Origin of the sequence: Marinobacter nanhaiticus D15-8W, from assembly GCF_036511935.1 — a bacterium.
Taxonomy (GTDB): Bacteria; Pseudomonadota; Gammaproteobacteria; order Pseudomonadales; family Oleiphilaceae; genus Marinobacter_A; species Marinobacter_A nanhaiticus.
In genome coordinates this window covers 3,499,816-3,515,372 of sequence record NZ_AP028878.1, presented here as the reverse complement: position 1 = coordinate 3,515,372, position 15,557 = coordinate 3,499,816, and the positions used below count along the sequence as shown (strand labels likewise).

General features: G+C 58.8%; 11 protein-coding genes and 1 tRNA gene. 6 read left to right on the top strand and 6 right to left on the bottom strand.

Annotated elements, in window-relative coordinates:
- Positions 1 to 335: 335 nt before the first annotated feature.
- Positions 336 to 2,750: a Lon protease family protein gene (locus RE428_RS15650; protein ID WP_004578744.1), complete on the top strand. Its 2,415-nt coding sequence runs from the start codon at positions 336 to 338 to the stop codon at positions 2,748 to 2,750.
- On the opposite strand, the gene RE428_RS15645 is transcribed toward RE428_RS15650, so the two are convergent.
- The gene (locus RE428_RS15645; protein ID WP_004578743.1) at positions 2,751 to 3,353 is read right to left on the bottom strand and encodes an alpha-ketoglutarate-dependent dioxygenase AlkB family protein; all 603 of its coding nucleotides are present in this window, start codon (positions 3,351 to 3,353) and stop codon (positions 2,751 to 2,753) included.
- 43 nt (positions 3,354 to 3,396) lie between these two features.
- Here RE428_RS15645 and RE428_RS15640 point away from each other — a divergent pair, with 43 nt between their 5' ends.
- The 3 genes from RE428_RS15640 to RE428_RS15630 all read left to right on the top strand — a co-directional run bounded on the left by RE428_RS15640 (position 3,397) and on the right by RE428_RS15630 (position 6,607).
- The gene (locus RE428_RS15640; protein WP_004578742.1) at positions 3,397 to 4,281 is read left to right on the top strand and encodes a M23 family metallopeptidase; all 885 of its coding nucleotides are present in this window, start codon (positions 3,397 to 3,399) and stop codon (positions 4,279 to 4,281) included.
- A gap of 72 nt (positions 4,282 to 4,353) precedes the next feature.
- A complete protein-coding gene (gene fixJ, locus RE428_RS15635) occupies positions 4,354 to 4,980 on the top strand; it encodes a response regulator FixJ (protein ID WP_004578741.1) in 627 nt (208 codons plus the stop codon).
- Positions 4,981 to 5,044: 64 nt separating this feature from the next.
- Positions 5,045 to 6,607: an ATP-binding response regulator gene (locus RE428_RS15630; protein ID WP_004578740.1), complete on the top strand. Its 1,563-nt coding sequence runs from the start codon at positions 5,045 to 5,047 to the stop codon at positions 6,605 to 6,607.
- A gap of 158 nt (positions 6,608 to 6,765) precedes the next feature.
- Here the strand turns inward: RE428_RS15630 and RE428_RS15625 are convergent, their stop codons facing one another.
- Together RE428_RS15625 and RE428_RS15620 are read right to left on the bottom strand one after the other, a co-directional pair.
- Positions 6,766 to 7,983 carry an integrase core domain-containing protein gene (locus tag RE428_RS15625; protein WP_338381144.1) on the bottom strand — a complete coding sequence of 406 codons (1,218 nt, stop codon included), beginning with the start codon at positions 7,981 to 7,983 and terminating at the stop codon, positions 6,766 to 6,768.
- Between the two features lie 253 nt (positions 7,984 to 8,236).
- On the bottom strand, positions 8,237 to 9,112 hold the full coding sequence (locus tag RE428_RS15620) for a MaoC/PaaZ C-terminal domain-containing protein (protein WP_004578737.1): 876 nt from the start codon (positions 9,110 to 9,112) through the stop codon (positions 8,237 to 8,239).
- Between the two features lie 426 nt (positions 9,113 to 9,538).
- Here RE428_RS15620 and RE428_RS15615 point away from each other — a divergent pair, with 426 nt between their 5' ends.
- Positions 9,539 to 10,573 carry an AraC family transcriptional regulator gene (locus RE428_RS15615; protein ID WP_004578736.1) on the top strand — a complete coding sequence of 345 codons (1,035 nt, stop codon included), beginning with the start codon at positions 9,539 to 9,541 and terminating at the stop codon, positions 10,571 to 10,573.
- A 171-nt stretch (positions 10,574 to 10,744) separates the two neighbouring features.
- Positions 10,745 to 10,821: transfer RNA gene (locus RE428_RS15610), tRNA-Asp, on the top strand.
- A 354-nt stretch (positions 10,822 to 11,175) separates the two neighbouring features.
- Here the strand turns inward: RE428_RS15610 and RE428_RS15605 are convergent.
- From RE428_RS15605 to RE428_RS15595, 3 genes are read right to left on the bottom strand one after another with little or no spacing between them, the layout of a single operon-like run.
- Positions 11,176 to 12,942: an ABC transporter ATP-binding protein gene (locus RE428_RS15605; RefSeq protein WP_004578735.1), complete on the bottom strand. Its 1,767-nt coding sequence runs from the start codon at positions 12,940 to 12,942 to the stop codon at positions 11,176 to 11,178.
- A 30-nt stretch (positions 12,943 to 12,972) separates the two neighbouring features.
- Positions 12,973 to 13,920 (bottom strand): acetamidase/formamidase family protein, encoded by a 948-nt coding sequence (locus RE428_RS15600; RefSeq protein WP_004578734.1) that lies wholly within the window; start codon positions 13,918 to 13,920, stop codon positions 12,973 to 12,975.
- Positions 13,920 to 15,539: an ABC transporter substrate-binding protein gene (locus RE428_RS15595; protein WP_004578733.1), complete on the bottom strand. Its 1,620-nt coding sequence runs from the start codon at positions 15,537 to 15,539 to the stop codon at positions 13,920 to 13,922. Before RE428_RS15595 ends, RE428_RS15600 begins: the two co-directional genes overlap by 1 nt.
- Positions 15,540 to 15,557: the final 18 nt, after the last annotated feature.

The window sequence follows — 15,557 nt, the reverse complement described above, 5'->3', positions numbered from 1 at the left end:
GGGTGCTTCAGGGGTTTCCGGTGTGCGTTGCGGGCTTGCTGCCTTCTTGCGGTCTAGCGTGCTAAGACTGTAAGGCGATGAGCGTGATATTTCCATATAAGGTCACCTTGTAAACCTGCGCAGTCAAAGGGCCGACCGTAACTTCCTCTATGCGGGCCACCCATCTAAAAACATCGCAACCGCTCTGGGTTGAGGATCATTTCATGGTTTAACGGCAAAATCGCGCAAAACTTAAGCGTTCATGGATTACAAAATGGTTAACACACGACAGGGGCGTCGACACCTTCTACAATGCCCTGTTATTGCATTTTTACTTCCAGAAACAGGATGGCGCCTTGAAGTCACTGCCTCTAAACCAGCTTTACCGCACGTGCGATACCAAAGACTTTTCGTTCAGAACGACCCGCCAACTGGAGCCCCTTGAGGAAATAGTCGGCCAGCACCGAGCGCAGGAAGCGGTGCGTTTTGCGTTGGCAATGCCGCACGGTGGCTACAACGTGTATGCGGTTGGGCGTAATGGTCTCGGTAAGCTCACCATGATGCTGCGTTACCTGAAGCACCACGCGGACAAGGAATACAAGAGCTACGACTGGTGCTACGTCGCCAATTTCGAGGAACCCCGCTCGCCAAGGGTGTTACGCCTGCCCGCCGGTGAAGGTCAGGTCCTGAAGCAGGACATGGATCGCCTGATGATCCGTCTGACCCAGGTAATCCCGCAGACCTTCGAGGGCGATGCGTTCCTGGAACGGGCGGAGCAGTTGAAGAACGAATACACCCGTAAGCAGGAAGATGCCCTGGAAAAGGTGGCCCGACAGGCCAAGCGCAAGAAGGTCAGCCTGACCGTGTCGACCCCGGGCGGCTATCGGCTCGTGGCGATGAACGGAGAGGAACCTCACACGCAGGAAACCTTTGCCGCCCTCACCGAAGAACAGCGCCAGACCTTCGAGGACGAGATCAACAAGCTGGAGAAAAAGCTGCGGGCGGCGCTTCGCAAGATCGCCGAATTGGAGCAAGAGTACACCGATAAGCAACAGGCCCTGAACGAAGAGACATTGGAAAGCCTGACCGGCCACCAGTTTGACGAATTGGTGGCCAAGTACACGGTTTACCCGGAAGTCGTCGACTACCTGGAAGCTGTGCGCAAGGATCTGGGCGATAACCTGGATATCTTCCTCGAGGACGGCGACGAGCAGGCGGCTATCGCCTATGCGGCGCTGGATCGCAAGATGCCCCGGCGCTACCAGATCAACCTCCTGGTGCATCACAAGGATCAGGACGTGCCGGTGATCGTCGAAGACAACCCGACGTACCACAACCTGTTCGGGTACGTGGAAAACGTTACCTTCAAGGGTTCGGTCTTCACAGACTTCTCCCTGATCCGGCCGGGCAGCCTGCACAAGGCCAACGGCGGTTATTTGCTGATGGACGCGATCAAGGTGCTCGAGCAGCCGTTCGTCTGGGACGGCCTCAAGCGCGCTTTGCGTTCGCGGTCATTGCAGATCAACTCCCTGGAGCGGGAATTGACCCTGTCCGGCACGATTTCGCTGGAGCCGGAGCCGATCCCGCTCAATGTCAAGATCGTGCTGTTCGGCGACAGGGAAACCTGGATGCTGCTGCAGGAATATGATCCCGAATTCTCCGAGTTATTCCGGATCACCGCGGACTTCGAGAACGAAATGCACCGCACGCCAGAGAGCGAACAGCAATACGCCAAGTTCATCGCCAGCGTGGTGGTGGACAAGAACCTGCTGCATTGTGACCGCAAAGCCGTGGCGCGGGTGATCGAATACAGTTCGCGCATCGCCGACCATCAGGAGCGCCTGTCGCTGCACGCGGCTGATATCGCCAATCTGCTGCGGGAGTCGGATTACTGGGCCCGGCAGGCCGGCGCCAGGATGATCCAGGCCACCCATGTGGAGCAGGCCCTGAACAGCGCCCGCTATCGCAGCAGCCGCATCCGCGACCAGTATTTCGATTCCATCCGCGACGGCACCACGTTGGTGTCTACCACTGGCGAACGGGTCGGCCAGGTTAATGCATTGTCGGTCCTGTCGGCCGGCGGTTACGAGTTCGGCATGCCCAACCGGATCACGGCCACTTGCTACTACGGCGATGGCGACGTCATCGACATCGAGCGGGACGTGAAACTGGGCGGCAATATCCATTCGAAGGGCGTCATGATCCTCACCTCCTGGCTCGCTTCCCGGTTTGCCGTTACCGACCCGATGCATCTGTCCGCAAGCCTGACGTTCGAGCAGAACTATGGCGAGGTGGACGGTGACAGCGCCTCCCTGGCCGAGCTTTGTGCGCTGGTCTCAGCCTTGTCCGGTCGAGGGGTGCGACAGGATCTGGCCATTACGGGTTCGGTCAACCAGTTCGGTGAAGTCCAGCCGGTGGGTGGAGTCAATGAGAAGATCGAAGGATTCTTCCAGACCTGCCAGCTCAAGGGGCTGACCGGTACCCAGGGCGTGATCCTGCCCGCGTCGAACGTCCAGAACCTGATGCTCGATTCCGAGATCCTGGCGGCGGTTCGTCAGCGCAAATTTTCGGTCTACGCGGTCGACACCGCGGAAGAAGCGATCGGGCTGCTACTCGGCAAAGCCGCCGGTAAGGCATCGGCCAAGGGACGTTACCCGACGAACACTATCTTCGGTGCGATCCAGAAACGCCTGGAAAAGATGCGGGATCAGGAACGTCAGGAGCCGTCCAGCGACAAGCATCGGCAGGAGCAGCCCGGGCACGCGACCTGATCAGCGAGCAATCCTGCGGAACGTCAGGTTGAAGCGGTGGCCCGTTTGCTTTCGTGTTTTTGGCAGCTGGTGCTGGTAATGAGACTGTAATCCCTTCGGCATGATCAGCACGCTATTGTGGGGAAGGGGAATGGAGCGGTAGAGCCGGCTTTCGCCCGTGCGGCGGAACTGGAACACCCGCTCCGCCCCCAACGATAACGAAGCGATCACTGGCTCCAATCCTAATTCCGGCTCGCTGTCGCTGTGCCAGCCCATGCTGTCCTGCCCATTGCGGTACCAATTGCAGAGAACGCTGTTGAACTGTTCGTTAGCCAGGTTGTTGATCAACGGCAGCACTGGCTGAAGGACTTCTGCCCAGGGCTCGGGCGTCATATCATGGCCTGAGTACCGGTAGTGAGCGTCCGGATCTCCCATCCAACACTGTAGTCGTGGCGAGAATCGCCATTTGCCGTAGAGATGAAGGCGCGCCTGGTACCAGGGCAGGGCCTGAGGTAGCGCTTTCAACAGATTATCCGCCATCGTTTGGGGCAGGGCTTGCCTGATCACCACGGGCTGGAACGGCGGAAGATCAAAAAAGGCTTCGTTTTCAACGGTAAAGCGCATGGAATTTTCCGTTGTAATAGGGACAATCGGAGCAGGAAAGGCTATGGTTACACGATACAGGATTCATTATTGGCTCGCCGGCTTCATGCTTCTTGCCGCCGGTGTGATCGCCGGGGGTGAGGTCGCCGCTGAGCCGGCCACCCTGAAGGGTAAGCTCGTCCCGGGTAGCCTGGTCTACGGCCAGGTCGCACCCGGTAGTCGCCTCTGGCTGAATGACGCGCCGGTTCGCGTCGATCATGGCGGGCGGTTTGCGCTGGGCTTTGGGCGTGATGCCAGATCCACGCACACCTTGCGGGTGGAAGGGCCGGACGGCGTGATGACGCTGCAGACGATCGAGCTTTCGTCCCGGGCCTACAACGTCCAGCGTATTGAAGGTGTGCCGTCGCGTACGGTAACACCGTCCAAGGAGCATCTCGCCCGCATCCGGGCCGAGGCGCAGCAAGTCCGGGAAGCGCGGGCGGTGGTGTCGGACCGGGAGGATTTTGCCGGGCCCTACATCTGGCCCGCTCGCGGTCGCATCACCGGCGTCTACGGAAGCCAGCGAGTCTACAATGGCGAGCCGCGCCGCCCGCACTACGGAGTGGATATCGCGGCCCCGAGAGGCGCACCGGTGGTCGCACCGGCGGCGGGTACGGTGACGCTGGCCGAACCCGACCTGTTCTACTCCGGCGGCACCGTGATCCTCGATCACGGCTACGGCGTAAACTCAACCTTCCTGCATATGGATGCAGTGGAGGTAAAGGTAGGCCAGGCTGTGGTGCAGGGCGAGCGGATCGGCAAGGTGGGAAGCACCGGCCGGTCCACAGGTCCGCACCTGGACTGGCGCATGAACTGGTACGATGAGCGGGTGGACCCGGTGAGCGTCGCGCCGCCGCTGGTAGACGGCCATACGCCGGAGCGGGATCATCTGTCTCAGGCGGGTGATTGAGCCGCAGTGGGTTGAGAGAGCGAACGGTGGCACGCCGAGCCAATAAGAAACGACACGGGACAAGGTGGATCAATGAACGAGACTACAGAAACGGTTTTTGTCGTCGAAGACGACGAAGCAGTACGTGATTCCCTGGAGTTGCTGCTGAAATCCTCGGACAAGGGCGTCAAGACCTATCCAACGGCCAATGCGTTCCTGGAGGACTACAGCGATGACATGGCGGGCTGTATCGTACTCGACATCCGCATGCCCGGGATGGATGGCATGGAACTCCAGCGTCGCCTCAACGAGAAGAACTCGATCCTGCCGATCATCTTCGTGACAGGGCACGGTGACGTGCCCATGGCGGTAGATGCAATGAAGCAGGGTGCGGTGGATTTCATCCAGAAGCCGTATCGCGAGGAGGACCTTCTCAAGAAGATCGAGGAAGCCCTGGAGCAGGACCGCGAGCAGCGCAAGACCCTCGGTCAGAAGCAGGAGATCCTGCGTCGTATCAACATGCTTACCCCGCGTGAGACCGAGATTATGGACCGCATGATTGCTGGGCAGGCGAACAAGGTTATCGCGATCGAACTGGATATCAGTCAGCGTACGGTGGAGATCCACCGTTCCCGTGTCATGCACAAGATGGGGACCCACTCACTGGCACACCTGGTCCGTATGGTGATGTCCGTAAAGGACCGTATCGACGCTTCCTGAAACGCGCGCCACTATGAGCGTCCATTTCAATTAAGGTCGGCCCTCCTGTGCCGGCACGGACTCTATGACTGAATTTGCCAGTGAACGCGACGAGGCAACGGTACTGCTCGTCGATGACAATGCGCAGAACCTGAAAGTACTCTACGAGACACTCAAGGACCGCGGTTATCGACTGCTGATTGCCAATGAGGGTGAAAAAGCCCTGACCCTCGCCGAGCGTCACCAGCCCGAGGTCGTGCTGCTGGACATTATGATGCCGGGCATGGATGGCTACGAAGTATGCCAGAGGCTCAAGGCCAGCCCGGAGACGGCGGACGGTGCCGTCGTATTCCTTTCTGCACTCGATGACGTTGACGCCAAGGTCAAGGGCTTTTCCCTGGGTGGCGCGGATTATATCTCCAAGCCCTTCCAGGCCCAGGAAGTCATTGCCCGTGTCGCCACCCATGCGCGAGTCATCCAGCTCGAACGTCAGCTACAGGCCCGCAATCGTCAATTGGAAAGCGACCAGTCCCGTATCCTCAACGCGATCAGCGAAGGTATCTACGGGCTCGATACCGAGGGTCAAATCATCTTTGCCAACCCCGCCGCGGGCATCATGGCAGGACTGGACCCTGAGGAGCTCGTCGGCCACAACTTCTTCCAGCTGCACTTTGGTACGCCGGATGCCGAGACCGCTGGCTTGCCGGCGCTCGGCACCTGTCGGGAAGGGGTTGCGGAGCACCAGCGTGACGTCGTGATGTATCGGCCTGATGGTTCCAGCTTTCCTGCCGAGTACCGCTCCAGCCCGAAGCTTGAAGGCGGGCAGGTACTGGGTGCCGTCGTGGTGTTCCGCGATATTTCTGCCGAGCTGGAACGTGAGAAGGCCTTGGACGAAGCGCGGGACCTGGTGGAAGTACAGCGTGACCAGCTAGCCCATGCCTCAAGGCTCTCCACCATGGGTGAAATGGCCGCTGGCTTCGCCCATGAGGTGAATCAGCCACTGACGGCGATCTCCAATTATGTGCGGGTGGCTCTGCGCATGGTGGCGGCCAACGAGATCGATCGTGAGCTGGTGCGTAAGACACTTGAAAAAATAGAGGCTCAATCCCATCGCGCCAGCGAAGTGATTCGCCGTATCCGCAGCTTCGTGAAGAAGCCGGCCTCCGGTAAGGAAGTCATCGTCATCTCATCGCTACTGGAGGAGACTCGCCAGTTTGCCGAGGTGGATGCCCGCACGAATCAGGTCGCCGTCGAGCTCGATATCGCCGATGACGTTCCGGATGTGCTGGCCGACCCGATCCAGGTGCAACAGGTGGCGCTCAACCTGATTCGCAACGCGCTCGAAGCGACGCGCGCTGCCAAGGTGACCGATCCCGTTCATGTCTCCGCCCGTGTGGTCGAAGGTGGATTTGTCCGGGTGGACGTGACGGACCGCGGTATAGGTCTGCCAGAGAACGCCGAGGAAAAGCTGTTTCATCCGTTCTTTACCACCAAGCAGGAAGGCATGGGTATTGGCCTGGCGTTGTGTCGGAGCCTAATGCAGGCCCAGGGTGGAGAGATTGGCTTTGAGCGGCCAGAAAATGGCGGCGCTCGCTTATTCTTCACGCTTCCGGTTGCGGCTGAAGCCGGGGAACAGGCGCGGGCATAAGCCGTCGTTGTGCTATCGGGTTTGCCGGGTTCTGTAGGGGCGCCTGGCGGCGCCTCAGAAGCTGAAGAGGGTGTTGTAAAGGTAGCCGTATCTCAAAAGTACCGGCATTGTGCAACCGGAACATAGGTAACACTTTGAACCGGCAACATGGGTTACACCTATTCCCCCGCATGCCACTCGCATGCGGGCTCCAATCGCGCGGTTTTGAGGTTAATATGACCGAGCAGATGGGTGCTGTATCGCACCTCGACCCGGTCATTCTCCACCTCTTGCAGGCCTACGCGATGTCTGGCTAACAGCCCGCTGATGTAGATCAGATGGCCCTGCCACTTGATTTCGCCGTTGTGACGAACGTTGCGAACCGCCTGGTCCACGTTATATTCAATCGGGCGCAGCACGGGCGAGTACCGACGCCTTGAGGGCTGATACACGCTGGCCGGTGTTTGCCTGCCCAGCGCCTCATGGCTGCGTTGTTCGTTAAACTCCTCACGGAATGCCTGCAGCGTGGTCTGTTGCTGCATCAAGCTTGTCCCGCGCATCCGTCCACCCACTGCTCGATTCAGTGAACCGTGCATGCGCTCGTGACGGGCATTCTGTGTGGGCGTTCCCGGCTTGCTACGATGCACCCCAATGCCCAGCTCGACCCACCATTTCGACAGTCGCGTCAGACCTCCTGCTGAGCGACTGGCGAAGGGCGCCCCGTTGTCGGACAAGATCCCCTCCGGCAGACCGTACTCATGGAAAACCCATTCCATAATCGGCTTCGCCTGGACGTAGTCTGTTGCGCTCACGCCATGACAGCCCAAGACATAACGGCTGGCATTGTCGGTTACCGTGAGCGGATAACACCAGCGCCCGCCGGCCGTCCGGTACTGCCCCTTGTAGTCCACACTCCACAGCGCATTATTGCGATCACCCAGTTCAAACGGTTGCGGGTCGGCCGGGTACGGCCGCTTGTAGCGCCGTTTCTTGACCAGACCCGCCGCTTTGAGTATCTCACCGGCCGTGCTGTCTGCCGGCAATGCCATCGCCGGTTCTAGCTCACGCAAGCGGTCCAGAACCTTCTTGGGGCCAAAGCTGGGATGGACTTTCTTGATCGCCACAATCTGTTCAGCCACGTCCTCCGCCACTGCATGTGGGCAATAGTGCGGCGCTCGGGAGCGCTCCTGCAGCCCACCGGCACCTTCCTCCTGGTAGCGCCTGATCCACTTGTAAGCCGTCTTGCGGCTAATGCCGTAGCCGCGGGCCAGATCGCTTACACCGTGCCCGCCCTGCAGCCAGGCCGCGATCAACTGCATCTTCAGATCCATTACACAAGTCTCTTTCCAGGGCATGGGCGCGTCCTCCTTGCCCATACCGTAACTTGTGTAACCCATGTTCCCGGCTTGAGGTGTTACCTATGTTGCCGGTTTGCACACATAGACTCCCTCTCCCCTCGCGGGAGAGGGCCGGGGAGAGGGGGTAGCGCCGTCAGGCGCTCATCGTTGCCAGAGCCGACTTCTAGCGAGGCTTTGCCTCGTCCCCCTCTCTCCAAACCTCTCTCCCGCGAGGAGAGAGAGGCTTAATACCGCAAGCTTTTGCAACACCCTCTTCAGCTTCGGAGCAGCCTGAAAGGCTGCCGTCTTTCCTTCATTTCCAAACAACTTCCCCTGTCAGATGCGGCGCATCTCCTTTCTCATTCAAAAGCTGATAATTCCAGCGGTCCTCGCCTTCCTGCCAGTTCAATTGCGCCTTGCCCGGCAGGAATAGCGGCTTCTTGAATTGTGCGGTGACGGTAACCGGTCCTGACTTCCAGTCGCTTTGCTGTTCCAGCAGCGCAATACAGTGCGCCTTGCTCCACATGCCGTGGGCAATAGCCCGCGGGAAACCAAAGGCCTTGGCCGACAAGGCGTGCATGTGGATCGGGTTAAGATCGCCGGACACCCGGCCGTAGCGTCGTCCCAGTGACTCGGACGTGCTCACCGCCGCCGAGTGGGGTAACCGCACGGGCGCAGCCTTCGAAGACTTGGCCTTGTTTCCTCCTGGGCTCTTCCCCGACTGTCGGAACAGGTTGGTGCTGGTTTCTTCCCAGATCACCCGACCTGCGCTCGATGCTTCGGTCACCAGATCGAACTCGATGCCCTTGTCGTTACTCGTCTGGTTGTCCAGTCGAACACGGATGTCCAGGCATTCTCCAAATGCGACCGGGCGGTGCTGGGTGATTGTGTTGCGCAAATGCACGAGCCCCAGCAAGGGCAAAGGGAAGGCGTCTTCAGTCAGCAGTTTCAGATGAAGGGGGAAGGCCAGGATGTGAGGCCAGGTCATAGGCAGTCGCGATCCCGGGCGGAAGCCGCAAACGGCCGCATAGCGGGTGACACGATCCGGATCGCTGCTGGCTGCAATCAGTTCGGCCGTGAGCGGGGGGATCGTTGGGGACTTTTCACTAGAGCGCCGCGATTTGAGCGCCTTTCCATAGAGCGACCACATTGCCGGTGGCCGATGGTGATAGGAAATAATGTCTCGCATTGTGACTGACCTCATCCTTGTAATGAACGGAGTCTTGAGCTGAGCTTTCCAGCAGCTAATATGAGTCATATTGGGCCATGAGCGAAAGCAGTCATGGGCTTATGTGGATTTCCGGCGGTATGGTTCCGATAGGGCGAACCATCGCTACTGATGCGTCAGGAAATCTGGTACAACTGTACAGGGTCAATCGTTTGGGCCCATTGGTGAAGGTAGCGATACCAGCAAATATAGGGGGTTGGCTGTTCCCCGACAGCGGGAAAGTGTTGCAGACCCGTCGATAGACGGCATTGACCGACCTGTCCCTCGGCGCAGGCGAGCTGGCCAACGCAGTAGCACCACACAAGGAGCCTCCAGTCGGGCACGTGAGCCGTATCATGAAGTGAACGTGTTCAAATACCGGCTTCCAAAAATAATAAGCGGGATCATATGCAGGAACTTCGTGATGCAGGTGTGATGTTGCGCCTGATATATCAGGCGATGAAAAAACAGGGTGTGGATACGGATGAGATTCTCAAGCGCCTCGGCGTCGACGAGGACTACCTGAATTCTGCCCAACTGAGAACGCCGCACAATGCCCAGCTCTTTTTCTGGCAGATCGTCGAGGAGGTTTCCGGCGATCCGGATGTCGGCCTCCATCTTGGCCAAGTGCTCCCCACCTATAAGGGGCAGGTGCTCGAGTACCTTTTTCTCAGTAGTCCCACCTTTGGCGAGGGTCTTCGCCGGGCGCTCAACTACCAGCGCCTGCTGAGCGATGCCGCCAATACCGAATTCTTTATCGAAGGTGACCAGGCCTGCATGGTGCTGGATGCCGCGTCAGACGAAGTTCGGCGCCTCAAACATTTTAACGAGTGTTTCGTCCAGGGTCTGATCATCTTCTTCAAGTCGATTACCGATGGTCGCTTCGCATGTTCGAGGGTGGAATTCGAGCACGAGCGGGAAGCCGGTCAGGCGCATGTATCAGAAGTGCTTGGATGTGAAGTGATCTTCGGTGCCGAGGAAAATCGGATGTACTTCCCGGCGAGCCTGCTGGCGCACGCCTCGCCCCACGCCGAACCTGAACTGCTGGCGCTACATGAGCGCTTCGCCAGTGAGCAGGTGGCGCGCCTTGAGAAGAAGGACATTGTGGGCCAGGTTGAGCGGATCGTGGCCGAGTTACTGGATAGCGGTGAAGTAACCCTGGACTCCGTTGCCGAACGCCTCGATATCAAACCACGCACACTCCGTACCCGCCTGACCGAAGCCGAGACCAGTTTCAACCAGGTGTTGGCGGATTTCCGTTATCGCCTGGCGCGGCAGCTGCTGGCGACCACTGACGAGTCTATCGACGAAATCGTCTACCTGACCGGCTTTTCCGAACCCAGTACGTTCTATCGTGCATTCAAGCGATGGTCCGGCATGACGCCTATCGAGTATCGCAAGGCGGCCCAGGGGCGGGAAGTCCACCTGGACGTAGTCGGTTAGGCGGAGTCCTTTTTGGTATAGCTGGATCCCTGTGGCTGCGGGTGGAGAATTGGGCTTTTCATCCTAGCGACAGGGAATTTTCAGTTTTCCGGAAAAAGCCGTTGACATGCTGATGGGGGTCTTTATAATGCGCCCTCGTTGTCGCTACTGAACGGCGTCAACGCATAGCGCGGAGCGGTAGTTCAGCTGGTTAGAATACCGGCCTGTCACGCCGGGGGTCGCGGGTTCGAGTCCCGTCCGCTCCGCCATTTCCTTCCTCGCTTTTCCCGGTTTTCAGATTTCCCCACAGCTCTGTAATTTACTCGTCACTTATCGGACATAGTCTTCGTTGTAGGCTGGTTGTTAACTCAAACAAACGAACCAGTGATAGCAATGGAGGCCGTCTCATGGTCGATTACGAAGAAGAACTCCTGGATTTCTACATCGAAGAATTCGACGACGACGAAGACGTCGACGATGCGACTGAGATGTAAATAAAGACAGGCTCAAATCATGCTGGTCCGGTTTCTTAGCCGGTCTTGGCATCGTTTTTTCTGCTGCATCCCCTACGCCAGATCAGAATAGTCATCTAATCTCAAAGCTTGGTGCATACCAGGCCTGCCTCACGCTTCCAGCGCCACGAAGTGGCCTTCTTCCGGCTGCGCGTATCGGAGGGGTGGGGCGCTGTGTCCCTTTGGTTTGATCGGATCCGGTGTCTCTAGCTGCTCCAGCAGCGAAGCGAAATCGCGCTTGCTGTCCAAGGCGGGGATCGGTACGGCGGAAAGGAGGCGCTGGGTGTAAGGATGTCGGGGGTTGCCGAGGACCTGCTCGCGGCTTCCCATTTCAAGGATACGACCAGCGAACATAACGGCTACCCGATGACAGAGTCGCTCGACCACGGCCATATCGTGGGAGATGAAAATGTAGCTGAGATCGTGTTCTTGCTGAAGACTCTCCAGCAGCTCCAGAACCTGGGCCTGAACCGAGACGTCCAGTGCCGAAACCGGCTCATCTGAAACGATGATCTTGGGTTTCAGCGCAAGCGCGCGAGCGATACAGATGCGTTGACGCTGCCCTCCTGAAAACTGGTGGGGATAGCGAGTGAGTGCGTCGGCCTCTGGCAGCCCCACCTGCCTAAGAAGTTGGGCTACCATTTCCCGGCGTTGTTCGGTGTTACCGCGGCCATGGATAAGGAGCGGCTCCCCCACCAGTTCCTCAATGTTTTTCCGAGGATTGAGGGCAGCGTAAGGGTCCTGGAAGATCATCTGGATGTCCTGCCGGACCTGCCTCAGGCGCTCGCCTCGGAGTCCGTGGATATCGGTTCCCAGCACCCGAACACGGCCGTCGAAATCCAACATGTTCATCAGTGCCCGCCCGGTGGTGGATTTACCGCAGCCGCTTTCTCCCACGATGCCCAGGGTTTCTCCCTGGTGGAGCTCAAAGCTGATATTGTCGACAGCCACGACTTCACGTGGTGGTTCAAACAGCTTTTTGCGACGAACCGGATAGTGCACCCGCAGGTTTTCCACCTCAAGTACAACCGGCCTGCTACTTTTCGCCTCGATGGGCTGAGCGGTGCCGAGGCGCGGTACAGCAGCCAGCAGCTTGCGGGTATAGGCGGCATTAGGCGCTGTGAATATTTTCTCCACCGGCGCGGTTTCCTCCACAATACCCCGGTTCATGACGACGACATTGTCAGCCATTTCAGCGACCACTCCCATGTCGTGGGTGATCATCAGGACCGCGGTGCCGTATTCCCGTTGGAGTTCACGAATCAGTTCAAGAATCTGTGCCTGGATGGTCACATCCAGTGCGGTAGTGGGTTCATCGGCGATCAATACCTTGGGGCTGCATAGCATGGCCATGGCAATCATGACGCGCTGACGCAGTCCGCCGGAGAGTTCGTGGGGGTACTGGCTCAGGCGCTCGTCGACCTTGGGAATCTTAACGGCGTCCATCATCGCCTTGATGTGCCGCCAGGCTTTGTCACCCCGAGCGATGCGGTGTCGCTTGACGGTCTCCATCATCTGACTGCCGATACGCATGGTGGGGTTCAGGGAGGTCATCGGTTCCTGGAAGATCATGCCGATTTCCCGGCCGCGCAGACGCTGCATCTGCTTGTCCGGCAGGCTCAGCAAATCATTGTCGCCGTAGATGATGGCGCCGCTGGGTGTCCGGGCCAGCTTGGGAAGCAGACCCATAATCGCGAGCGCCGACAGCGATTTTCCGCTGCCGGACTCGCCGGCAATGCACAGGGTTTGCGAGCGCCCCAGGGAAAAGCTGAGATCGTCCACCACTCGCTTTCGGTTCGGCCCCTGGCCGAACTCAATGCTCAGTTTCTCAACGGAAAGCAGCGGCTTATCCCGCTCGGTCGTTACTGGGGCACTCATTGTTTCGCTCGCTGTGATCAGAAATTGCGTTCAACCAAGAACGATCTTCGGGAAGTAGAACGACACCACCCAGTTCGGCATGTCGACGATTTCGCTGATACGCAGGTCACCGCAGACCGAGCACAGCATGTACGCCTGTTCGGCGGGCATCCGGTGCTCCTTGCAGAGCCAGTCGATGGTGCCACTCACGGCGTCCCGCGCTGCCTGCATCAGGTCCGGACCGATGCCGGTGAAGGCCTCATAGCCTGCAGAATCGAGATGCCTCGTGACCGGGCCGGCCGTGGTGAAGCGGGGCATGGCCAGGGGCCTGTCCTTGATCAGGTCGAGCTTGACGACCACCTCCATGGCGCTTTCGATTGCCGTTCCGCAGACTTCGCCATCGCCTTGGGCTGCGTGGGTATCGCCGATGGAGAACAGCGCGCCCTCAACCTCGACCGGGAGATACAGCGTGGCCCCGGCATTGATGTCGCGGATATCGAGATTGCCTCCGACACGCCGTGGTGGAACGACCGAATGCAGACCGGGTTCGGCCAGCGCGAGACCGATGGTTCCGGCAAACGGCTTGAGGGGGACCTTGCCGTACTTGCCAAAGGCGGCTGGACCGAGCCCGTCGCGATCGTATTGCCAGAGCGTCAGCGCGGGGTCCTGGAATTGGTCCGCCAGTAGCCCGAAACCAGGGATATTCGCCGTCCAGCCGAATCCGGAAGGTTTGAAACTATCGATCGTGACTTTCAGGATATCGCCCGGTTGTGCGCCCTCCACATAGATGGGCCCCGTGACCGGATTAATCTTGTCGAATGGCATGGTGCTTACCGCTTCCACCGTCGAGTTGGGTGTGAAGTGGCCATTGCCTGAGTCCTTGCACTCCAGTTCCACCATGCTGCCCGGGGTGACCCGGGCCGCAGGGGCGAAGCTGTTGTCCCAGCCATGATGGTGATGGTGCCCATGGATGGTTTTAACCAGCGTGTTTTCGCACATTATTTCACCCAGATGTAGTCGTAGTTGACGGGAACATGGACCGGATCGACATAGAGAGCGTCATCACCCGCCATGCGACTGGAATGCACTGTGAAACGCTGCTCGTTGAAGATCGGTACCCAGGGTGCATCGGCCATAGCGTCAGTGAAGACTTTGCCCCAGAGTTCAGCGCGTTCTTGCTGCTCGTCTTCGGCAACCATCGCGTCTGCCTTATCGCCCATGGCATCCAAATCCTCGTTGCAGTACCAGGCCCAGTTCCAGCCTCCGGGAACCGCGCCTTCACACCCGAGTATAGGGCCCCAGAAGTTGGCCGGATCCGGGAAGTCGGCGATCCAGGCCATGCCGCCAGACCAGATCATGGGAGCCTGGTCTTTGACGCCACCGGCTGCGATCACGTTGGCCTGGGCCAGTGACTTGATGTTCGCCTTGATGCCGATATTGCTGAGATCTTGTTGCATGGCCTGGGCGATGCGAGGCTGGGGTTCAGTGTTCATCACGAAAAGTTCGGTTTCGAAACCGTCCGGATAACCGGCTTCGGCCAGCAGTGCCTTGGCCTTTTCAGGGTCGTAGGGGAAGCCTTCGTAGCTATCGTCATAGCCGGGCATCGCCGGCGGTAGCGGCTGATTGGCCGGTGTGGCGCGGCCGTTGATGATGCGCACGACCCGGTCCTTGTTGATGGCCATGTTAATGGCCTTGCGGACCTTGAGGTTATCCAGCGGCGGCATGGTGACGTTCAGGGTCAGATAGCCGGTGTGTAACTGGTCACCCGTGACCATCAGGTCCTTGTAGCGGGGATCGTTCTTGAACTGGAGGAACTTGGCCGGAGGGATGCCATCGCCAGCGATATCGACCTCGTCACGCTCAAGTCGCTGCAGTGCCACCATAGGCTCCTGCCCAACTTCAAACGTAATGGTGTCGATACGCGGGACACCGGCTTTGTAATAGTCTTCATTCCTCTCAAAAACGAGGTGTTGGCCCAGGGTCCAATCCTTGAGTTCGTAGGCACCGGTGCCGACCGGGTGCTTGCCGAAGTCCTGGCCGTATTCGTCGACGGCTTCCTTGGGAACGATAGAGGCGAAGTTGAGGCCCATCACATGCAGGAAGGTCGCATTCGGGGCCGTCAGTTCAATCGACACGGTGTAGTCGTCGATGACGCTCACGCCTTCAAGATCGGTCGTATCGCCCGCAGCCACCGCGTCATAGCCAAGGATGGGGGAGAAAAATCCGGCTCCTGGGCTTTGGGTCTTCGGGTTGGCGGTCCGTTCCAGCGAGTATTTTACGTCGCTGGCCTTCATCTCGCGTCCATTGTGGAATTTAACGCCCTTCTTGAGCTTGAAGGTATAGGTCTTGCCGTCCTCGGAGAGGCTGTAGCTGTCGGCGAGATCGAGGACGAGCTCCGTGGTGCCGGGCTTGTAGTCCATAAGACCGTCGAACAGGCTCTTGATCATTGACCAATTCTGCCAGTCATAGCCGATGGCGGGATCAAGGGTCGCCACATCATTCTGGTAAGTCACGATGATATCGCCGCCTTGCTTGGGTTCGGCGGCGCTCACTGGCCCTGCGATCAGGATGGACGCGATAGCGCTAGCGAGAACTGGCCGGTTTATTCTTGCTTTCATGGGTCTTGCTCCTTTCAC